This is a genomic window from Stenotrophomonas sp. GD03777 (assembly GCF_029842485.1).
Taxonomy (GTDB): Bacteria; Pseudomonadota; Gammaproteobacteria; order Xanthomonadales; family Xanthomonadaceae; genus Stenotrophomonas; species Stenotrophomonas sepilia.
Genome location: NZ_JAOCGL010000071.1, coordinates 1 through 21,236, shown reverse-complemented (window position 1 = coordinate 21,236; position 21,236 = coordinate 1). Strand labels below are relative to the sequence as shown.

General features: G+C 67.7%; 19 protein-coding genes. 11 read left to right on the top strand and 8 right to left on the bottom strand.

Features of this window, described 5'->3' with window-relative positions:
* Positions 1-104: 104 nt before the first annotated feature.
* Positions 105-833 carry a response regulator gene (locus tag N5E02_RS14580; protein WP_005418228.1) on the bottom strand — a complete coding sequence of 243 codons (729 nt, stop codon included), beginning with the start codon at positions 831-833 and terminating at the stop codon, positions 105-107.
* Positions 834-960: 127 nt separating this feature from the next.
* Between N5E02_RS14580 and rlmD the strand changes: the two genes are divergently transcribed.
* The 9 genes from rlmD (at position 961) to N5E02_RS14535 (ending at position 8,317) form a co-directional block, all read left to right on the top strand.
* Complete coding sequence (gene rlmD / locus N5E02_RS14575) at positions 961-2,295, top strand: 23S rRNA (uracil(1939)-C(5))-methyltransferase RlmD (protein WP_279946407.1); 1,335 nt, start codon at positions 961-963, stop codon at positions 2,293-2,295.
* A 34-nt stretch (positions 2,296-2,329) separates the two neighbouring features.
* A complete protein-coding gene (locus tag N5E02_RS14570; protein WP_053500339.1) occupies positions 2,330-2,815 on the top strand; it encodes a CYTH domain-containing protein in 486 nt (161 codons plus the stop codon).
* 113 nt (positions 2,816-2,928) lie between these two features.
* Complete coding sequence (locus N5E02_RS14565; protein ID WP_279946406.1) at positions 2,929-3,624, top strand: DsbA family oxidoreductase; 696 nt, start codon at positions 2,929-2,931, stop codon at positions 3,622-3,624.
* Positions 3,625-3,788: 164 nt separating this feature from the next.
* On the top strand, positions 3,789-4,796 hold the full coding sequence (nagZ, locus tag N5E02_RS14560; RefSeq protein ID WP_065179466.1) for a beta-N-acetylhexosaminidase: 1,008 nt from the start codon (positions 3,789-3,791) through the stop codon (positions 4,794-4,796).
* Positions 4,796-5,350, top strand: coding sequence for a hypoxanthine-guanine phosphoribosyltransferase (locus tag N5E02_RS14555; protein WP_065179465.1), 555 nt, complete (start codon positions 4,796-4,798; stop codon positions 5,348-5,350). The genes nagZ and N5E02_RS14555 overlap by 1 nt, the downstream gene beginning before the upstream one ends.
* Positions 5,351-5,431: 81 nt before the next feature.
* Positions 5,432-6,178: an S-methyl-5'-thioinosine phosphorylase gene (locus N5E02_RS14550; protein WP_065179464.1), complete on the top strand. Its 747-nt coding sequence runs from the start codon at positions 5,432-5,434 to the stop codon at positions 6,176-6,178.
* Positions 6,179-6,266: 88 nt separating this feature from the next.
* The gene (locus tag N5E02_RS14545; RefSeq protein WP_005410590.1) at positions 6,267-6,473 is read left to right on the top strand and encodes a cold-shock protein; all 207 of its coding nucleotides are present in this window, start codon (positions 6,267-6,269) and stop codon (positions 6,471-6,473) included.
* Between the two features lie 125 nt (positions 6,474-6,598).
* Positions 6,599-7,867 carry an NAD(P)/FAD-dependent oxidoreductase gene (locus N5E02_RS14540; protein ID WP_279946405.1) on the top strand — a complete coding sequence of 423 codons (1,269 nt, stop codon included), beginning with the start codon at positions 6,599-6,601 and terminating at the stop codon, positions 7,865-7,867.
* 180 nt (positions 7,868-8,047) lie between these two features.
* On the top strand, positions 8,048-8,317 hold the full coding sequence (locus N5E02_RS14535) for a hypothetical protein (protein ID WP_053500349.1): 270 nt from the start codon (positions 8,048-8,050) through the stop codon (positions 8,315-8,317).
* A 1-nt stretch (position 8,318) separates the two neighbouring features.
* On the opposite strand, the gene pdeM is transcribed toward N5E02_RS14535, so the two are convergent.
* Genes pdeM through N5E02_RS14515 form a run of 4 tightly spaced genes read right to left on the bottom strand, consistent with a single transcriptional unit; the run spans position 8,319 to position 14,008 of the window.
* Complete coding sequence (gene pdeM / locus N5E02_RS14530) at positions 8,319-8,960, bottom strand: ligase-associated DNA damage response endonuclease PdeM (protein ID WP_061479805.1); 642 nt, start codon at positions 8,958-8,960, stop codon at positions 8,319-8,321.
* Complete coding sequence (locus N5E02_RS14525; RefSeq protein ID WP_279946404.1) at positions 8,950-11,409, bottom strand: ligase-associated DNA damage response DEXH box helicase; 2,460 nt, start codon at positions 11,407-11,409, stop codon at positions 8,950-8,952. The genes pdeM and N5E02_RS14525 overlap by 11 nt, the downstream gene beginning before the upstream one ends.
* On the bottom strand, positions 11,406-13,013 hold the full coding sequence (locus N5E02_RS14520; protein ID WP_279946403.1) for an ATP-dependent DNA ligase: 1,608 nt from the start codon (positions 13,011-13,013) through the stop codon (positions 11,406-11,408). Before N5E02_RS14520 ends, N5E02_RS14525 begins: the two co-directional genes overlap by 4 nt.
* Positions 13,010-14,008, bottom strand: a complete 999-nt coding sequence (locus N5E02_RS14515; RefSeq protein ID WP_279946402.1) for a ligase-associated DNA damage response exonuclease — start codon at positions 14,006-14,008, stop codon at positions 13,010-13,012. Before N5E02_RS14515 ends, N5E02_RS14520 begins: the two co-directional genes overlap by 4 nt.
* A gap of 113 nt (positions 14,009-14,121) precedes the next feature.
* Here N5E02_RS14515 and N5E02_RS14510 point away from each other — a divergent pair, with 113 nt between their 5' ends.
* Positions 14,122-15,759, top strand: a complete 1,638-nt coding sequence (locus tag N5E02_RS14510) for an acyl-CoA dehydrogenase family protein (protein ID WP_262090249.1) — start codon at positions 14,122-14,124, stop codon at positions 15,757-15,759.
* Positions 15,760-16,023: 264 nt separating this feature from the next.
* Here the strand turns inward: N5E02_RS14510 and N5E02_RS14505 are convergent, their stop codons facing one another.
* The 3 genes from N5E02_RS14505 to N5E02_RS14495 form a co-directional block, all read right to left on the bottom strand.
* Positions 16,024-16,434 carry a hypothetical protein gene (locus N5E02_RS14505; RefSeq protein WP_005418205.1) on the bottom strand — a complete coding sequence of 137 codons (411 nt, stop codon included), beginning with the start codon at positions 16,432-16,434 and terminating at the stop codon, positions 16,024-16,026.
* Positions 16,435-16,588: 154 nt separating this feature from the next.
* On the bottom strand, positions 16,589-16,930 hold the full coding sequence (locus tag N5E02_RS14500; protein ID WP_005418203.1) for a hypothetical protein: 342 nt from the start codon (positions 16,928-16,930) through the stop codon (positions 16,589-16,591).
* 124 nt (positions 16,931-17,054) lie between these two features.
* Positions 17,055-18,230 (bottom strand): thiolase family protein, encoded by a 1,176-nt coding sequence (locus N5E02_RS14495; RefSeq protein WP_164093631.1) that lies wholly within the window; start codon positions 18,228-18,230, stop codon positions 17,055-17,057.
* A gap of 182 nt (positions 18,231-18,412) precedes the next feature.
* Between N5E02_RS14495 and N5E02_RS14490 the strand changes: the two genes are divergently transcribed.
* A partial coding sequence (locus N5E02_RS14490) for an autotransporter serine protease (RefSeq protein ID WP_279946400.1) occupies positions 18,413-21,236 on the top strand: 2,824 nt, incomplete at its 3' end.

Here is a 21,236-nt window from a genome sequence, read left to right as displayed (position 1 = left end):
CTCCGATACCGGCCCGCCAACCCACGGGATGCCAGCTTTTGCTTTTGCTGTTGCCTTGGCTTGAAGCATCTGCGGGTGCAGGGCGCAGCCCTGCCGAGCAACCCTCAGTGCAGCAGGGCAGCCACCGCGTCGCGGAACCCCGCCTGGGCCTGCCCGGACTCGGGCGCATGATGCAGCTGGCGCACCGCCCGTCCCAACCGTGCCGCCCCCACGAAGCCACAGCTGGCCTGCAATCGGTGCAACTGGCTGCGCAACTGGCGCTCGTCGTGCTGGTCGACCGCCTGCTCGACCGCGTCGCGCACGCCCGGCAACTCGGCCAGGAACAGTTCGCGCAGTGCGATCAGGTGGTTGCGCTGGCCATTGAGCGCTGCCAGGGCTGCGGTCTCGTCCCAGTCCTGTACGGCCAGTTCGACCGCGGCCGGGGCCTGTGCCACGAAGATCCCCGCCGGGCTATTGACCAGCGCTCGGCGCACGGCCTTCAGCAGCTGGTCGCGGCCCAGTGGCTTGACCAGGGTGTCGCTGAAACCAGCTTCGCGCAGGCGGGCGTGAATGGAGGCATCGCCGTCGGCGGTATGTGCCAGCGCCGGCGTGTCGGGATGTGAACGGCGCAACTCACGCAACAGCTGCGCGCCATTGCCGTCCGGCAGGTTGACGTCGATCAGCCACAGGTCATGCGAGCCGGGCTCGGCACTGGCCAGGGCACTGGCCAGCGAATCTGCGGTGTCCACATCCGCCGGTAACGTTTCCAACGCCGCCTTGAAAAAACCGCGGCTGATGATGTCGTCCTCGACAAGCAGGAAGCGGGGCCGTGCGGCCCGCGGGGTCATCTGCATCAGGGCTGCCTCCATGTCAGCTGTCCCAATCATCAAGCACGGCGGCCACGGGCGCAAGCGGGTCCGGGCCCCATCGGTCAGGATCTGCGACAATACGCCCCCATTTTTGCCCGCAGCCTGTTGCCACGTGGCCCGATCCCGCTCCCGCACCGACCGTACCCCGTTCCAGACCGAGATCCTCGACCTCAGCCATGATGGTCGCGGTGTCGCCCGCCGTGAAGGCGAGGGCGGCAAGGTCACCTTCGTCAGCGGCGCCCTGCCCGGTGAGGTGGTGATGGCTGAACAGACTGCCCGCAGCCGCCATTTCGACGAGGCGCGCACGCTGGAGGTGCTGCAGGCCTCGCCGCAGCGGGTGATCCCCAAGTGTCCCCATTTCGGTACCTGCGCCGGCTGCGTGCTGCAGCACCTGGACGAAGACCAGCAGATCGTCGCCAAGCAGCGCGTGCTGATGGATAACCTGGAGCGGATTGGCCATGTGAAGCCGGGCACCGTGCTTGCGCCGCTGGTCGGCGAGAGCTGGGGCTACCGCCGCAAGGGCCGCTTCTCGGTGCGCCGGGTCGAGAAGAAGGACAAGACCCTGGTTGGCTTCCGTGAACAGGATCCGCGTTTCGTCGCCGACCTCAGCCAGTGCCTGACCGTGATTCCGGAGATCGGCACCAAGGTCGAGGCGTTGTCCACCTTCATCGAAACGCTCGATGGCAAGCGTGACATCCCTCAGATCGAATTCATCGCCGGTGACCAGGCCGTGGTCCTGACCGTGCGCCACCTGCAGCCACTCAGCGATGCCGACCGCGCGGCCTGGGCCGCCTTCGGCCAGCAGCATGGCTTCGTGATCTACCTGCAGTCCGGTGGCGTGGACACCGTGCAGCCGCTGGACGGGCAGGGCGTGGCGCTGTCGTTCCGGCTGGCGCCGTGGGATGTCGAGCTGGCGTTCCGCCCGCTGGATTTCATCCAGGTCAACGCCAAGCTCAACGAGAAGATGATCGCCCACGCCCTGGACCTGCTGCAGCCGGGTGAGGACGAGCGCGTGCTGGACCTGTTCTGCGGCCTGGGCAACTTCACCCTGCCGTTGGCCCGCCGTGTGCGTGAAGTGGTGGGTGTGGAAGGCGATGCCGGCCTCGTCGCGCGTGCGCGTGAGAACGCGGAGCGCAACGGCCTGGCGAACGCGCAGTTCTTCAGCGCCGACCTGACCCAGGACCAGCGCAGCACGGCGTGGATGCGCCAGGGCTTCGACAAGCTGCTGCTGGATCCGCCGCGCTCGGGCGGGATCGAAGTGCTGCAGCAGCTGCCGCTGAAGCAGTTCAAGCGCATCGTCTACGTCAGCTGCCACCCGGGCTCGCTGGCGCGCGATGCCGGCTATCTGGTCAACGAACAGGGCTTCACCCTGGTCAGCGCCGGTGCCATGGACATGTTCCCGCACACCGCGCACGTGGAAAGCATCGCGGTATTCGAAAAGCGCTGAGCAGCTGTCATCACCCGTGGCGCATAATTGCGCCATGGGCATCGAAATCGAACGCAAATTCCTGGTCAGCAGCGATGGCTGGCGCACCGCCGCGCATCGGGTGATCCCGATGGCGCAGGGCTACATCAACGACATGGGCGCGCTCGACCGCGGCACCCAGAACGCCTCGGTGCGCGTACGCATCGAAGGCGACCACGCCGCGCTGAACCTGAAGTCGCGCACCCTCGGCCATACCCGGCAGGAGTTCGACTACCCGATCCCGGTGGAGGACGCGCGCGCACTGCTGGCGCTGTGTGTCGGCGGCCTGATCGACAAGCGCCGCCATCTGGTCGAACACGCCGGCCTGACCTGGGAAGTGGACGAATTCCTCGGTGACAACGCCGGTCTGGTGGTGGCCGAAGTCGAACTGGAAAGCGCCGATCAGGCCATCGACCTGCCGGACTGGGTCGGCGCCGAAGTGACCGATGACGCCCGCTACTACAACGTTGCCCTGGCCAGCCGCCCGTATTCACAGTGGTGAACCCCCAAAAAGGGGACGGAGGGGATTAAGTCGTCTTTACCCCGCCTGTGCGGAAAGCGACTTAATCCCCTCCGTCCCCTTTTATCGAGGAAGGCGGTCCCCATGTCGTGGACATGAGAATCGACATCTACTCCGACGTGGTCTGCCCCTGGTGCTGGATCGGCAAGCATCGTTTCCAGCAGGGCGTGCAGTTGCTGGGCGCCAATGCGCCTGAATTCGATATCCACTGGCAGCCGTTCCAGCTGGACCCGGATGCGGACGACACCCCGGTGCCGCTGCGCGAGGCCTATGCGCGCAAGTTCGGGGGCGTCGAGCGCACCGAGCAGATCCTCGGCCAGACCCAGACCACCGCGCGCGCGGAGGGGCTGCCGATGGATTTCAACCAGGGCCAGGTGCGGGTGACCACACTGCCGGCGCATCGGGTGTTGTGGCTGGCCGGCCAGCATGGCGTGCAGGATGCGGTGGGTGAAGCGCTGTTCCGCGCCCACTTCGAGCATGGCCAGAACCTGGCCGATACCGCAGTGCTGGTGAAGGCCGGCGCGGCGGGTGGCCTGGACGGTAGTGAAATCGCGCAGATGCTGGCCTCCGACCGGGGCCTGGCCGAGGTCGAAGCCAAGCTGGCGCAGGCCCATGCACTGGGCATTTCTTCGGTGCCGACCTTCGTGATCGATGGGAAGTGGGCCATTTCCGGGGCCCAACCACCCGAGGCGTTCGCCCAGGCCCTACAGCAGATCGCGGCCGAACAGGGCGCCCCGGCCACCCCGGCTGACGGCGACGAGGCCTGCGGCCCGGACGGCTGCCAGGTCTGACCGGCTCCTCAAAAGGGGACGGAGGGGATTAAAACGTATCCAGCCCCTTGGGGCCGATTGCGCCTTAATCCCCTCCGTCCCCTTTTTCTGACCACTGCGCCTGTCGGCCGGTTCTGCGACAATGCGGCACTGCGCCATGCGGGCGCGCGTTGTGGAGATCGACCATGCTGCTGATCGGCGTTGCCGGCACCGAACTGACCGCCCAGGAACGTGACTGGCTGCAGCACGACGCCGTGGCCGGAGTGGTGCTGTTCAAGCGCAACTTCGCCTCGCGCCAGCAGGTGACCGATCTAAGCGCGGCCATCCGTGCCGCTGCCCCGCGCCCGCAGCTGATCTGCGTGGACCAGGAGGGCGGCCGCGTACAGCGCTTCCGCGAGGGTTACAGCGATCTTCCGCCGCTGCAGGACATTGGTGCCCTGTACGCCACCGACCCGCAGCAGGCCCTGGCGCTGGCCGAGCAGCACGCCTGGCTGATGGCCAGTGAAGTTCGCGCCAGCGGCCTGGATCTCAGCTTCGCCCCGGTGGTCGACCTTGGCCGCGGCAACCGCGCCATCGGCAACCGCGCCTTCAGTGAAGACCCGCAGGTCGTGGCCGCGTTCACCGCAGCCTATGTGCGCGGCATGCACGCGGTCGGCATGGCTGCCACGCTCAAGCATTTCCCTGGCCACGGCACCGTGCTGGAAGACACCCACGTGGATACCGCGATCGATCCACGCGCGCTGGACGAACTGCGCGCGCAGGACCTGGTGCCGTTCCAGGCCGGCATCGCCGCCGGTGCCGATGCGGTGATGATGGCGCACGTGATCTATCCGCAGGTGGCAGCGGAGCCCGCCGGCTATTCCCCACGCTGGATCCAGGACATCCTGCGCGGCGAACTCGGCTTCCGCGGCGTGGTGTTCTCCGATGACATCGGCATGGCCGCCTCGCACAGCGCCGGCGGCGTGCCGGCACGCGTGCACGCGCACCTGGACGCCGGTTGCGACGTGGTGCTGGTCTGCCATCCGGAACTGGTCGATGAAGCCCTGCATGCGGTGCAGGGACGCTCCCTCAATACTGCTGCGCTGCTGGGCCTGCTCGGCCGCGGCGCACTCGGCTGGGACGGCCTGCTGGCCGATGCCCGCCATGGCGACACCCAATCCCGTCTGCTTGAAACCCTTGGAAGAACCGTCTGATGCCCAACCTCACCATTTCCCAGGCCCTGGCCCAGGCTGACCTGCTGGTCGACCGCCCCACCATCGACAAGGCCATCGCTGCTATCGCCGACGCCATCTCGCGCGATTACAAGGGCGAGGTGCCGTTGTTCCTGTCGATCATGCATGGTGCGCTGCCGTTCGCCGGCCAGCTGGCGCTGGAACTGGGTGCGCGCGGCCAGGACGTGCAGTTCGATTACCTGCACGCCACCCGCTACCGCGGCGAAACCACCGGCGGTGACCTGGTCTGGAAGCACAAGCCGGCCACCTCGCTGTTCGGCCGCCGCGTGCTGCTGGTCGACGACATCCTCGACGAGGGCTACACCCTGCAGGGCGTTCGCACCTGGTGCCTGGAACAGGGCGCGACCGATGTGCGCATCGCTGCGATGACCGTGAAGAAGCACGACCGTGCGCTGCCTGACGTGACCGCCGATTACGCGGGCATCGAGCTGCCGGACCGCTACGTATTCGGCTTCGGCATGGACGTCAACGAGACCCTGCGCTGCGTGCCGGCCATCTACGCAATGAAGGAATAACGGCGCGGCCGCACGCGGCGCGTCTTTTCCATCGCCGGCATCCTCGGGTGCCGGCGTTCGTCTTTTCATGGAGTGCTTCTAATGCAACAGATCGCCCTGGCCGTGATCGGCGGTACCGGTGTCTACAACCTGGCCAAGCTTGACGACGTGCAGACCCACGAGGTCGACACCCGCTTCGGCCGCCCATCGGGCCCGGTGCGCGTGGGCACGCTGCTCGGCCATCGCGTGGCGTTCCTGGCGCGGCATGGCGAGGGGCATTCGCTGCCGCCGCACAAGATCAACTACCGCGCCAACCTGGCTGCGCTGCAGCAGCTGGGCGCGCAGCGGGTGCTGGCATTGAACACGGTGGGTGGCATCACCGAGAACTTCGGTCCGCGCGTGCTCGCCTGCCCGGACCAGATCATCGACTACACCTGGGGCCGCATCAGCACGATCTGTGAAGAAGAAGGCTCCGACGTGGTCCACGTCGATTTCGGCCATCCGTACACGCCGTTGCTGCGCAGCAAGATCCTGGCGGCAGCCAAAGTGACCGGTGTCACGGTCCATGACGGTGGCTGCTATGGCGCAACGCAGGGCCCGCGCCTGGAAACCATCGCCGAAATCGCCCGCATGCGCCGCGACGGTTGCGATCTGGTGGGCATGACCGGCATGCCGGAAGCCGCACTGGCGCGGGAGCTGGGGCTGGATTATGCCTGCCTGGCGATCATCGCCAACTGGGCCGCCGGCTGCGGTGATGGCGAGGAGATTACGATGGCCGAAGTGCTGGCCAATGTGCAGGCGGCCAGCAACGGACTTCCGGAACTGGTGGGCGAATTGGCGCGGGGGTGATTGTCTTCCCCGAGCAAGCTTTGCATACTCAGCTTGTGCGCGGGTTCAGCGTACACCACCCATTCATTGCATAAGGTCTCGCATCACCATGCCGAACGGTACCGTCAAGTGGTTCAACGACGCCAAGGGATTTGGCTTCATCTCGCCGGAGGATGGCAGCGCCGACGTGTTCGCGCACTTCTCCGCCATCAACTCCAAGGGCTTCCGCAGCCTGCAGGAAGGCCAGCGTGTCACCTATGACGTGACCCAGGGCCCGAAGGGCGCCCAGGCTTCGAACATCACGCCGGCCGAGTGATCCACTCGACAGTGCGTTGAAAACCCCGCTCCGGCGGGGTTTTTTTTGCCCTGCGACAAGAATTGCGCTGCCGTGGGCGGAGGCCCCGCTGGGCATCCGGATTTGTGCTCGGGCACAATGCGCCCATGAAGGAACGACTGCGCATCGCCGTGATCGGCTACGGCACCGCTGGACAGGCATTGTCCATCCTGCTCTCCCGTGATGGCCACGAGGTGGAGATCTTCGAACGTGTGCCCACGCCGGGACCGGTTGGCGCCGGTTTCCTGCTGCAGCCCAGCGGCCTGCAGGTGCTGTGGCAGATGGGCCTGCTTGACGCCGTGCGCGCGCATGCCGCGCCGGTGCATCGCCTGTACGGCGATACGCCGTGCGAACGCGCAGTGATGGACATGCGCTACGCCGGCCTGGACGCGCGCCTGCACGGCCTTGGCATGCAGCGCGGCGCCCTGTTCTCGTTGCTGGATGATGCGCGTGCAGGTGCGGGCCAGCTGCATGCCGGCGTCAGCATCGCTGCAGTGGATGCCGAGCATGGCCGCCTGCGTGACAGCGAAGGGCGCCTGCACGGTGCGTTCGACCTGGTGGTGGCCGCCGATGGTGCGGCCTCGACGCTGCGCGGCACGATCAAAGACGGTAACGGACTGGATCGCGTGTATCCGTGGGGTGCGCTGTGGTGCCTGTTGCCGGCCGAAGACTGGCCACACCTGCAGGAGCTGCGGCAGCGCTACGTGGCCGCACGCAAGATGATCGGGCTGTTGCCGGTCGGTACGCGGCCCGGTGATGACACGCCGCGCCTGAGCTTTTTCTGGAGCCTGCCACGCGACGATTTCGAACGTTGGCAGGCCGACGGCATGACGCCCTGGCTGGACGAACTGCATGCGCTGTGGCCGCAGGCCAGTGCACGCTTCGCGCATCTGCGTGACGCCGGCCAGCTGGCACGGGCCGTCTACCGCGACGCAGTGATGACGCGCTGGCATCACGGCCGCATGGTGCTGGCCGGCGATGCCGCGCATGCGATGAGCCCACAGCTGGGCCAGGGCGTGAACATGGCGCTGCTCGATGCGCTGGCGCTGCGCGATGCCTTGCGCGCGCATGGTGGCGGTGCCGCGGCATTGCAGGCCTACCAGGCGCAGCGCAGGGCACACGTTGCGGTCTACCAGCGCTGGAGCCGTTGGCTGACGCCGCTGTTCCAGTCCGATCGCGATGCCTGGGCCAAAGCGCGCGACGTGCTGCTCGGCCCGATGGGGCGCCTGCCGGGTGGACGTGGTCACATGCTGCGTGTGCTCAGCGGTACCCAGCATGGCTGGTTCGGTTCGCTCGCGCTGGATCCGGCTTTCGTCGACGCGCTGGCCACTGCGGCGCAGGTGCCTCGCATCAACGCGATCACAGCCACTGCGTGAAACGCGTCGTCACGTGAATTAACGGTTGCCTCACTGCGCATATGCGAGAAGTAGGTTGCACGCGATTGCGCGTCGCCCGTTTTCCTTTCCGTGATCAACATCGCGCGTGGCCCGGGAGGCGCTGCCGTCGCGGCCTGTTGCGGCCCGGATGTGCCGCCTGTTGTCGAAGAGGAGGATGCCATGTTGTTCGCGGTCGAGGAGCTGGAATCGGAGATCTGCAAGCTGCGCGGTCTGTTGCAGATGCTGCACGAGGACCAGCCCGACGTACTGGAGGACGTGTTCGAGTTCCATGTCGGCAGCCTGATCAGTCATGCGTCGCCTGAGCACCACACGCGCATCCGCACCTGCGCGCAGGAGATGCTGGCGGCGATCCAGGCATTGCCGCGGCGACGGGAAGAGGACACGCCTGAGTTCCAGCTGATGCCGCAGCTGGATATCCGTCCGGCCTGATTCAAGCCAGGGGCAGTGCCACCAGGCCGTTGTCCACGCAGGCGACCATCTGTTCGCCGGCAGCGGGAACAGGAACGATTCCGGCGGTGAACGCGGAGAAGGCCGGCAGGAGCGTCATCCTGTCACGCAGCCAGAATGCGGGGAAGCGCCGCCGCAACGGAGGCAAAGCGATCTGTGGATGCAGATGCCCGGCGATCACATGCAGCTCCGCATCGGGCACCGGCTCATGCCGAAGCAGGAACGGTGGCAACCGTACTTCGTCGTGGATCTGCACCTGCAGCTCGGCATGCGGCAGCTGCCGGTCATGATTTCCGCGCAGGACATGCACGTCCAGTGCGGCATTGCGTTCGCGCCATCCCAGCCATTGCTGGTACCACGCAGCACGATGCGCCGGGCCGTGCAGGATGTCGCCCAGGATCCACACCTCGCGGCAGGCACGCGCGTCCAGCAGCCCCTGCAGGCGTTGCAGGTCCTTGCCGGTACCGCCGCCGGGCAGCGCGATGCCTGCGCGGCGGAAGACATCGGCCTTGCCCAGGTGCAGGTCGGCGAGCAGCAGTGCCTGCCGCGCGGGCCAGTACAGTGCACGCGCGCCAAGCAGCACCAGCGGCTCGCCTGCGCGCAGCAGCGGCAGTTCATCGGCCATGCCGACGCTCCAGCTGCTGGGCCACGCGTTGCACCCGGGTACGCCAGTCTTCGTTGCTGAACTGCCCGCGCAGGCGTTCGGCCCACAGCGGGAAACCCAACGGCGTGAGTGACGCCGGGCGCTGCACCGAGAGGGTCTGCATCCGAATCCTGGCCAGTACCTGTTGCAGCCCCGGCATGTCGAGGCTGTCATTCAGCACTTCCTGTTCCGCCAGCGCCAGCAGCAGGTGATCCGGGTCGTGCTCGCGCAGTACGTCGTAGAGCAGTCCCGCGGATGCCTGCAGCTGGCGCAGTGCCCGTGGCATGCCACCGGGCAGGCTGGGGACCAGCAGGCCGGCGACGCGTGCGATGCCGCGGAACTGGCGACGCGCCAGCTCGCCCAGGTTCACCGCAGCACGCAGATCATCCAGCAGCTGATCGGTGGAGAACAGCGCCCGCCATTGCGCCGCATCCAGATCGATGGCCTGTGCCGGTGCCAGCACCAGGCCGTGATCGTTCACCGCATAGCCGATGCTGTTGCGCTGCCGGCGGGTACAGCGCAGCGCCAGCAGGGCGGCCAGCGCCTCATGCACGTGGCGGCCCGCAAAGGGATAGACGAACAGGAACTGGCCTTCGCGACGACGCACATCCTCCACCAGCAGATGGGCTGGGCCGGGAAGCGCCGACAACCGCTGCTGCAGTGCCAGCAGGGGTGACAGCCAGCGTGACTCGGCGCTGTCGTCAGCACCGGACAGTACCCACTCCAGCTCGCGGCCCAGCGGCATCGACAGCGGCAACTGGCCGCCCTGCCAGCGCGGCACGATCCCCTCACCGCGTCCTCGTGCCAACCGGACGAAGGCAGTCATGTCGCGCAGCTGCACCAGCTCCAGCAGGCGCCCGGCGAACTGGAAGCGGTCGCCACGGCGCAGGCGGCTGGCGAACTGTTCCTCCACGGCGCCCAGGCTGCCGCCGCGCAGGAACTGCACGCGCACGCTGCCATCGCTGCTGATGGTGCCGATCGACAGCCGATGACGCAGCGCCTGGCGACGGTCGTGCATGCGGTACCACCCATCGGCATCACGCACGACCTTGTGGAAATCGGGGTACTGGGCCAGCGCTTGGCCACCCTGCACGACGAATGTGAGCACGGCCTGCCACTGGTCGTCGCCGAGCGACGCGAAGGCATGGGTACGCCGCACCTGCGCCAGCAGGTCGGCGCTGTCGAAGCCGCCCGCCAGGGCGCGGCTGACCGCATGCTGGGCCAGCACATCCAGCGGCAGCGTCGGCGGCCTGCGCGCTTCGACCACGTTCCCGGCCAACGCACGGCGCACGGCGGCGTACTCGGCCAGTTCCAGCGCATGGCTGGGCACGCACAGGATGGAACCGCTGGCACCCGGGCGGTGCCGTGCGCGTCCGGCGCGCTGGCGCAGGCGCGCCACGCCCTTCGGGCTGCCCAGCTGCAGTACCTGCTCAACCTCGGGGAAGTCGACGCCGAGGTCGAGGCTGGAGGTGGCAACCACGCAGCGCAGCGCGCCCGCGCGCAGGCCATCCTCCACCTGCTGGCGCAGCACCGGGTCCAGCGAGCCGTGGTGCAGCGCAAGCGTGTCCGGTTCTTCCGGCCAGACTGCGGCCAGCGCCTGATGCCACAATTCAGCTTGCGCGCGCGTATTGGTGAACAGCAGGCTGCTGCGTGCCTGCATCAGTGCATCCAGCACGCGTGGCAGCTGCGCCAGGCCCAGATGCCCGGCCCAGGGGAAATGTTCGCCAGGGTCCGGCAGCACGCTGCGCACGCTCACTGCGCGAGGGCGTACGCCCTGCACGATCGGTGCATCCGGTTGCCCGGGCAGCAGTACATCGCGCGCCTCATCCAGATTGCCCAGCGTGGCCGACAGTCCCCACAGCTGCGATGCAGGCGCGGCCTGGCGCAACACTGCCAGGTTCAACTGCAGCAGCACACCGCGCTTGTTGCCCAGCAGTTCGTGCCATTCGTCCACCACCATGCAGCGCAGCCGCTGCATGCGCGGCAGCGTATCCGGATAGCTCAGCAGCAGCGCCAGTGATTCCGGCGTGGTCACCAGTACGTCGATGCGGCCCTCGCGCGCCTGGCGCCGCTCGCGGTTGCTGGCGTCACCACTGCGCAGGCCGACACGCCAACCCAGCCCCAGCCCATCGACCACGGTCTGCAGCGCGCGCGCGGTGTCGCTGGCCAACGCGCGCAAGGGGGTCACCCACAGCACCTGCAGCGGGCGGACCGCGCTGGCGCGGCGGGGGGAGGGGGGCGGGTCGATCATGGCCTGCAGCAGCGGTCCGCCGAACATCGCCAGTGTCTTGCCGCTGCCTGTGGGTGTATGCAGCAGCCCGGATTCGCCGGCGAGATAGTGACGCCACATCGCGCGCTGGAACGGCAGTGAGCGCCAGCCTCTGGACGCGAACCAGTCTTCCAGCCGGCGCAGTGCCTGGCTGCGGTTCATCGTGCCAACGCCTGCAGCGTGGCCAACTGATCGGCTTCGCTGGCGGGCTTGTCGTGGCGCCAGCGCAGGATGCGCGGAAAACGCACGGCGATGCCCGACTTGTGCCGGCTGCTGCGGTTGACCGCCTCGAAGCCCAGCTCGAAGACGTGTTCGGCGCGAACGCTGCGCACCGGGCCGAAGCGCTCGCGGGTGTTGGCGCGGATCCAGCGATCAAGCGCGAGGATTTCCTTGTCATCCAGGCCCGAATAGGCCTTGGCGACCGGTACCAGCGTGTCGCCGTCCCAGACGCCGAAGGTGTAGTCGGTGTACAGCGTGCTGCGCCGCCCATGGCCGGCCTGCGCGTACAGGAGCACCGCATCGATGGTGAGCGGATCGACCTTCCATTTCCACCAGTCACCGCGGCGGCGTCCGGCCTGGTAGGGCGAGGCATGCCGTTTCAGCATCAGTCCTTCCACGCCGCGTTCGCGTGCCACGTCGCGCATTGCCGCCGCCTGGAGCCAGTCGTCGGCGTCAACGCCCGGTGAGAGCTGGATCCGTGCATCGTTCAGTGCACCGACGACCTCGGCGAGACGCGCGCGCCGCTGCTGCAGCGGACGTTCGCGCAGGTCTACGCCATCGAGTTCAAGCAGGTCATAGGCGAGCACCCGCACCGGCGTGTTGCGCAGGGTGGCCGCACCGGGTTTTCGGCGCTGGATGCGCGTCTGCAGCGCAGTGAAGGCACGCGGCAGGTCCGCGGCTTCGTCCCAGGCCAGCAGCTCGCCGTCCAGCACGCAGCCATCGGGAAGCGCCATCGCTGCCTGTTCGATCTCGGGGAAGCGGCCATCCAGCCGCTCTTCGCCGCGTGACCACAAGGCGACCTCGCCGCGCCGGCGCAGCAGCTGCAGGCGGATGCCATCCCACTTCCATTCCAGCAGCCAGTCATCGATCGGGCCGAGTCGTTCGGTAGGGCATCCCTCCAGTGGCGAGGCCAGGAAGAACGGATAGGGCTGCTGCCGGTCCAGCGGCAATTCATCCGGCGACAGCAGCTGTGCCAGAACGCCGGGCGAGGGCACCCACTCGCCCAGCATGCGCTGGGCGATGCGTGCGATGTCCAGGCCGGACCACTCGGCCAGCGCCTGCTGCACCAGTCGCTGCGACACGCCAACGCGCAGGGCGCCGGTCAGCAGCTTGTTGAATACCAGGCGTTCGCCGCTGCACAGTTGCTGCCAGCCGGCGACGATCGCCGCGCGACGCACCGCCTCGGGTTGGTTGGCGACCGCCAGCAGGTGCTGTTCGATGCATTCGGCCAGGGGCCGGTCAGGCGAAGGGTGTGGTGGGTCGTCCAACAGCAGGGTCAGCGTTTCGGCCAGGTCACCCACCTGCGCATAGCTGTCTTCCACCAGCCACGGTGGCAACCCTGATTGCTCGGCGATCCACGCGCGCAGTTCGCCACTGGCGGCGATCTTCCGGCGCGCGCCGCCCACCTTGCCACCACTGAGCAGGTACAGCGCCCACGCCGCATCGTGTGCGCCTGCCTGGCGGAAGTAGTCGACCAGCGCTGCGCGCTTGTCCAGCGTGGCAGTGCTGCGGTCCAGGCGTTGGTAGAGCGCTGCGAAGGACTTCATTCCTCGCTCCCGAAATCGGTACGGAAGGCCTCGGCAGCCACGCCGCGCTCGCGCAGGAACGGAATCAACGCATCGGTATTGCCATGGGTGGCGATCACCCGCTGCGCGCCGGTCTGTTGGATCGTCTGCAGCAGTGCTGGCCAATCGGCGTGGTCGGAAATGACGAAGCCTCGATCGACGTTGCGGCGGCGACGGTTGCCGCGCAGTTGCATCCAGCCCGAGGCGAAGCCCAGCTGGTGACGGCCGAAGCGGCGCATCCAGGGCGTGCCCGCAGCCGAGGGCGGGGCCAGGATCAACTGGCCGGCGGCATCGGGCTGGCGGCCCTGTTCGGCCACGGTGAGCGTCTCCAGCATCGGTACGCCGGCCTGCCGGTACACCGCCACGCCATTGGCGATGGCGCCATGCAGCCAGGCCGGCCGATCGTCCAGTGGCCGCAGCTCTGCCAGCACCCGCTGTGCCTTGCCCAGCGCATAGCACAGCAGGATCGCAGCCTCGCCGCGTTGTTCGCATTCGCGGCGCCACGCCAGGATTTCGGCAGCAACGGCCGAAGTGTCCGGCCAGCGGTAGATCGGCAGGGCGAAGGTGGCTTCGGTGATGAAGGTATCGCAGGGCACCACTTCGAACGGCGCACAGGTTGGGTCAGGCTGCCGCTTGTAGTCGCCGGAGGCGACCCAGACCTGCCGCCCGTCGTCGATGCGCACCTGCGAAGATCCCAGGACGTGACCGGCTGGATGCAGCGATACTTGTACCCGGCCCAGGCGGAACGGCACGCCCTCGACGTGCGCCTGCACCGGAACATCGCCCAGGCGCCAGCGCAGGATCGGCAGGCTGCCTTCGCTGCAGTGGTACTCGCCCATGCCCGGGCGGGCGTGATCCCCGTGGCCATGCGTGATGACCGCGCGCGCTACCGGTCGCCAGGGATCAATGTGGAAATCGCCGGCGGCGCAGTACAGCCCTTCCGGGCGCAGCACCACCAGATCGTCGTTGGCTGCCATGCGATCACTGTGGCCTGCTGCTCGTGCAGACGGTGAGAACCGGCCTGAACACGGGCTTGGCAAGTCATGCGGCACAATCGGACCGCATACCTCTTGCCGCCAGGATGGACCGGATGAGTGGACCAAGCTTCAGCAGCGACGCGCCCTACGAAACCCATGTGGTGTTGAACCAGCCGCCACCGTTCGCGGGGCGCCAGTTGTGGACTGACGACGTGGCGCTGATGGAAGCCGTGCAACGCGAAGGCGCTGGCAGCTTCGCGCCACGCCTGGCGGTCTATGGCGCGCTGGCCGGCGACGAGCTGTACCGGCTTGGCTTCGATGCCAACCGCGATCGCCCACGCCTGCGCACGCATGATGCGCAGGGTCATCGCATCGATACGGTGGAGTTCCACCCGGCCTATCACCAGTTGATGGAGACGGCGAAATCGCACGGTGTCGCCGGCTTGTCCTGGCATGAACCGCAACCCGGCGCGCATGTCGCGCGTGCGGTGTTGAGCTACCTGCACCACCAGGCCGAGGCCGGCACCAGTTGCCCGTTGACGATGACCCATGCAGCAGTAGCGGTGCTGCACACGCAGCCGCATCTGGCCGAGTGGGCACGCAAGGCCGCAGCGCCGGTCTATGACGCGCGCGACGTGCCGGTGGCTGACAAGGCCGGCATCACCCTGGGCATGGGCATGACCGAGAAGCAGGGCGGCTCGGATGTGCGCTCCAACAGTACGCGCGCCGAACCGATCGATGGTGAGCGCTATCGCCTTGTCGGCCACAAGTGGTTCTTTTCCGCACCGATGTGCGATGGCTTCCTGGTGCTGGCGCAGGCGCCGGGAGGACTGACCTGCCTGCTGATGCCGCGCCGGCTGGCCGACGGTGACCGCAACGCATTCCGGTTGATGCGGTTGAAGGACAAGCTTGGCGACTGGGCCAATGCCTCCAGCGAAGTCGAGTTCTGCGGCGCGCAGGCATGGCGGGTGGGCGAGGAGGGGCGTGGCGTGGCCACCATCATCGGCATGGTGATGATGACCCGCCTGGATTGCATGCTGGGCGCAGCGGCGGAAATGCGCATGGCGTTGGCGCAGGCGTTGCACCACGCACGCCATCGCCGCACCTTCGGCAAGCTGCTGGTCGAGCACCCGTTGATGACCAATGTGCTGGCCGACCTGGCACTGGAATCGGAAGCGGCCACGGTACTTTCGATGCGCATCGCACGCGCGGTGGATCGCGCCGCCGTGGATGCCAACGAAGCTGCGCTGGCACGGGTGGGAACGGCGCTGGGCAAGTACTGGCTGTGCAAGCGCGCGCCGGCCTTCGTCAACGAAGCGCAGGAATGCCTCGGCGGCGCAGGCTATGTGGAGGAATCGATGCTGCCGCGGCTATACCGGCAGGCGCCGTTGAATTCGATATGGGAAGGCAGTGGCAACATCCAGTGTCTGGACGTACTGCGCGCGCTGGCACGTGAACCGGAGGCACTGGCGGCGCTGCGCGCCGAGCTGGCAGCGGTGGCCGATCATGATGCGCGCTACGCGGCGGCGCTGCAGCGTTGGGCAGCGGCGCCGGCACCGGATGAGTCGCAGGCGAGGCTGTTCTGCGAGCGCACTGCGCTGCTGTTGCAGGCAGCGTTGATGTTGCGGGCGGGCAGTCCAATGGCTGAAGCGTTCGTGTCCAGCCGGCTGGAAGGGCAGCATGGGCTGGTGTTCGGGACGCTGCCGGCGGGTGTGGATCTGTCGGCAATGCTGGCGCGCGCGCTGCCGTAGGGCGGCCAACGGCGAAGCCCCTCGTGGTGGCCGCTGATACTGATGGGTGGGCCGCGCGGGCGCCGTGAATACGTCCTTGTAGGCTCGGGCGCGCCATCCATGGCGCCTACGCCCCTGCGCAACCTACCCGCGCGTCCTTGGACACTTTCCGTACGCGTCCAGCACGGAATCAACAGAAAGAGCAGAGAGCGAAAAGCAGAAAAGCCGCGGCAGTGCCGCGGCTTTTCCTGTAGCGCCGAGACGATGCCCGGCTGCCGGTAGGCCTTAGTGCTTGGCTTCTTCCTTGGCGGCGTTGGCCTTGGCGTCATTGGCGACATCACGGGCCTTGTCAGCAACCTTCTGTGCGGCGTCCGCAGTGGCGTCGCTGGCATGTGCAGCGGCGTCGGTGGCCGCAACCTTGGCCTTGTCTGCGGCGTTTGCGGTGGCGTCTGCGGCCTTGTCCAGTGCCTGCTGGGTATCGGCGGCGGCCTGCTCGGAAGCGGCAGCGGTCTTGTCGGCAGCGTTGCGGGTGGCTTCGGCGGCCCTGTCCACGGCGTCACGGGCGGCAGCGCCGGCGCTGTCGGCGGCCTGCTGCGCGTCCTGCTTGGCCTGTTCGGCTTCCGGACCCTTGCAGGCGGCCAGGGCCAGCAGCAGGGAGGCGGCCAGCAGCGTGGTGGTGATCGGGCGAATCTTCATGGCGGTCTCCGGTACTGCAATGGATGGGGACGCCAGCCTATTCATGCCGTTGTGAAGACGGGGTCGCGATCCGAGGCGCGCGCAGGCAGCAGGCCAAAGAAAAAGCCGCTGGCGAACCAGCGGCTTTTCCAGAACAGCCTGAAGAAAGAAGTTATTACTTCTTGGCTTCTTCAGCAGCGTCCTTGGCCTGCTCAGCGGTAGCTTCGGCAGCCTTGGCAGCGTCCTTGGCTTCGCCAGCAGCAGCGTCGGTCGCGGCAGCAGCGGTGTTGGCAGCAGCGTCGGTCGCAGCGTCAGCAGCGGTGGCGGCGGTGTTGGCAGCCTGCTGGGCAGCGTCGGCGGTCTGGGCGCCGGCAGCGGCGGCCTGGTCGGCAGCAGCCTGGGCTTCGGTGGCGGCTTCGTTGGCCGAAGCAGCGGCGTCCTGGGCAGCTTCCTGCTTCGAGCAGGCGGCCAGGGCCAGAGCCAGGGACATCGCGACCAGCAGCTTGTTGATGCTCATTGTGTAAATCCTCGTCGTTAGAATTAGGCAACGCGCATGCTGCGCGCCGACAACATGATGACAAGCCAAGATTGGGTGTCAAGCGATCCCGCATTCATTTTTGCGAAATCGTCGTTAAATCTTTTTAAATCAATTCGATGGCGATGGCTGTTGCTTCACCACCACCGATGCACAGGGTGGCAATGCCGCGCTTGCCACCGCGCGTGCGCAGGGCGTTGACCAAGGTCACCACCAGGCGTGCACCGGAGGCACCGATGGGATGGCCCAGTGCGCAGGCCCCGCCATTCACGTTGAGCTTGTCGTGCGGGATGCCCAGTTCACGCATCGGTGCCATCGCCACCACGGCGAAGGCCTCATTGATTTCGAACAGGTCGATCTGGTCCAGCGACCATCCGGTCTTGGCCAGCAGTGTGTGGATCGCGCCGATCGGGGCGGTGGTGAACCATTCTGGTTCCTGCGAATGGGTGGCGTGGCCGACGATGCGCGCCAGCGGGGTAATGCCACGTGCGTTGGCGTCTTCCTCGGTCAGCAGTACCACTGCGGCGGCGCCGTCGGAGATGCTGGAGGAGCTGGCGGCGGTGACGCTGCCGTCCTTCTTGAAGGCCGGGCGCAGGGTCGGGATCTTGGCGATGTCGGAGCGGCCGGGTTGCTCGTCGGTGGCGACCTCGACCTCACCCTTGCGGGTGGCGACCTTCACCGCGACGATCTCGTCGGCGAATGCCCCATTGGCCTGTGCGGCCTGTGCGCGCTTGACCGATTCGATCGCGTAGGCGTCCTGTTCCTCGCGGCTGAACTGGTACTTGTCCACGGCGCATTCGGCGAATTCACCCATGGCCTTGCCGTCGTAGGCGTTGACCAGGCCGTCGTGGGCCATGTGGTCGATCGCCTGGAAGTTGCCGAAGCGGTTGCCGGTACGCGAGTTGGGCAGCAGGTGCGGGGCGTTGGACATCGATTCCATGCCACCGGCGATCACGATGCTGGCCGAACCGGCCTTGATCAGGTCATGGCCGAGCATGATGGTCTTCATGCCCGAGCCGCACACCTTGTTGAGGGTGGTGGCACCGGTCGACAGCGGAATGCCGGCGGCGATCGCCGCCTGGCGGGCGGGCGCCTGGCCGAGGTTGGCCGGCAGCACGCAGCCCATGAGGACTTCAGAGACGTCGCTGGCCGGCACGCCCGATTGTTCCAGGGCGGCCGCGATGGCGGCCGCGCCGAGGGTCGGGGTCGGCACGCCGTTGAACTGGCCGAGGAAGGAGCCGATGGCGGTGCGCTTGGCGGCGGCGATGACGATGTTGGACATGGCAATCTCGTTGATGCGTAAGCAATGTTCGGAAAGGAGACCGAGGACGTTGGAAGCGCCGCGATTTCCCGGCAGACTGCGTGGGGGTCGACCCAAGTATAGAGGGTCGGGGAGGGCCGCCGCTGGGCGGCACCGCATGCCTGCCGGGATGTAGGCAGGCCAACGTTCATGGGAAGGAATCGATGGAACGCACGATGATGGTGAGGTCGGCGCTGGCGTCGGCGCTGGCGATGGCATTGACGGCATGTGGTGGCGGCGGAGGCGGCGGCAATGTCCGCATCGATCCACCCCCGACCACCCCGACGCCCCCGACCACGCCCCCGCCGACCACACCGACCACACCGCCTCCGGCCAAGCCGCAGGAGCCGGCCTTCGACGCGCACCTGTCCGTGACCAATGCGCGTGCCGCACAGGCCGCCGGCCTGACCGGGCAGGGGGTGCGCATCGGCATCGTCGATTCGGGCGTGCAGCGCAACGCAGTGGCGCTGAACGGGCGCGTGGTCGCCAACCTCAACTACATCGACCCCGCCCGCAACAACCTGCAGGTGGACGACGTGGTGGGCCACGGCACGGCGGTGGCCAGCCTGGCCGCGGGTGCTTCGGTGGGATCCTGGCCGGGCGGCATCGCCCCCGGCGCACAGATCGTTTCGGCGCGGATCATCGCCGACAAGCCGCCCGTCGATGACGGCAGCGGCAAGGGCAATTCCTTCAGCGGCCCATTGGGCGTGGCGCAGGTCCACCAGGACCTGATCAGCTACAACGTGAAGGTGATGAACAATTCGTGGGGCGGCCTGTACTGGACCGACCTGCCGACCACCGCGCAGGTGGCGGCCGAGTACCGGCCGTTCGTCATCAACCATGGCGGCCTGGTGGTGTTCGCGGCCGGCAACGATGCGCGTCCCGAGCCGAGCAGCCTGGCCGCGCTGCCCAGCCAGCTGGGCGTTGCCGGCTCGCTGCCGGCGGCCGATCTGGAGCGCGGCTGGCTGGTGGCCACTGCGGTGGATCCGTATGCACCGGGCACGCTGGCCAGCTACGCCAATGCCTGCGGCCAAGCCGCGCGCTACTGCCTGGCGGCGCCGGGCAGCGCGGTCTATCCCGATGCCAACGGCGGCAGCTATTACTGGAACTACGGCACGTCCTTCGCCGCCCCGCTGATTTCCGGCGCCGCCGCCCTGGTCTGGCAGCGCTACCCGTACTTCGACAACGACCTGGTGCGGCAGACCCTGCTGGGCACCGCCAAGGACATCGGTGCGCCCGGCGTGGATGCGGTGTTCGGCTACGGCCTGCTCGACATCTCGCGGGCGATCAAGGGGCCGGAGCGCTTCGACTGGGGCGATGTGGTGGCCAATGTCGATGCGCCATCGAGTGGCTCGCTGTGGAGCAATGACATCGTCGGCAGCGGTGGCCTGGTCAAGCAGGGCGGGGGAACCCTGGTGCTGGGGGGCAACAACAGCTACAGCGGTGCCACCCGCATCGAGCGCGGCATCCTGTCACTGCAGAACGGCAGCGTGATCCGCTCCAACGTGACGATCCTGGCGCAGCCCGATCCGGATTCGACCGGCCTGCAGTTCAATGGCGGTACGCCGCGCGTGATCGGCAATGTGGTCAACGGCAGCAGCGTGTTCCTGACCACCGGCAACACCACCGGCACCATCGAGGGCAACTACACCCAGCAGGCCGGCGCGCAGCTGATGATCGCGCTCGGTGCCAATGCGCTGCAGGTCACCGGCAACGCCACGATCAACGGGGGCGTGCGCGTGCACGGCTTCGTCTCCGGCTATGTGCCGCAGAACGGCAGCCGCCAGGACCTGATCCACGCCGCCGCCGGCCTCAGCGGCACCTTCAGCAGCCCGGCCACCTCCAGCGGCCTGCAGGGCCTGTCGCTGCTGCAGAGCAGCTATGGATATGACAGCAACAACGCTTGGTTGAACCTGACCCAGGTCAGCGTCACGGCGGCCGCGACCGGGCTCACGGCCTCGGCGCAGTCGGCTGCGCAACGCGTGGACAGTGCGTTCAGCGTGCTTGATGGCGATACGACGCTGCAGGGCTCGGCCTTCGGTACGGCCGCCGGTGCGCTGCAGTGGACCGGCGGTGGCAGCAAAGGCCTCGAGGCCAGTTTGCAGAGCCTGTCCGGACAGGCGCATGCGCGGGCCGAGTCGGCCACCTTCGACAGCATCGACATGTCACGCCGCGCGATCGCCGAGCGCTTTGATCGCGTGCAGACGGCGCCGCGCCTGCGCGGGGCCTGGCAGAGCGCGCTCGGCGAAGCCGGGCAGGGCAGTTTCGCCGGCAATGCCGCCGACAGCCGCGGTTGGATGGCCGGCCAGGACCTGCCACTGGGCAGCAATGGGCTGATGGGCGTGGCCTTTGGCGAAACCCGCAGCAATGGTGGCAGCAGCGTCGGTGGTGATCGTGGGCGTGATCGCCAGGCGCAGGCGCAGCTGTATGCCGGCTGGAACCTGGGCCGGGGCTATGCGCTGGCGCAGGTCGGCAGCGGCCAGTTCACCCGGGCGCTGGATCGCCAGTTGCTGCTGGGCGCCGGCGCCTACGGTGTCTCTGCACGTTACGGCGGACGTTTCAGCAGTGCCAGTGTCGAAGGCGGCTATCGTTTCGGCCGCGCGGGTGCGTCGTTCACACCCTACGTGGGCGCCAGCAGCACGCGCGTGGATACCGATGCCTTCAACGAACTGGGCGGGTTCGGCTTCGGCCTGCGTGGCGATGCCAACCGCGTACAGCGCAGCCAGATGCTGGCCGGTATCCGCGGCGAACGTGGCTGGGGGCGCTGGACCCTGCGCGGGCATGCCGAATGGCAGCAGCGGCTCGATGGTGCCGATGCGGACTGGCAGGCCAGTTTCGTCGGCGTTGATGCATGGGCGCCACTGGCGGGCTGGAACGCGCCGCGCGGCAGTGCGCTGTTCGGCGTGGCGCTGGAGTCGTGGTGGGGCCGCAACGGCCGCCTGAGCCTGGGCTTCGACCAGCGCGTCGGCGGCGAAGGCGCGCGGCAGG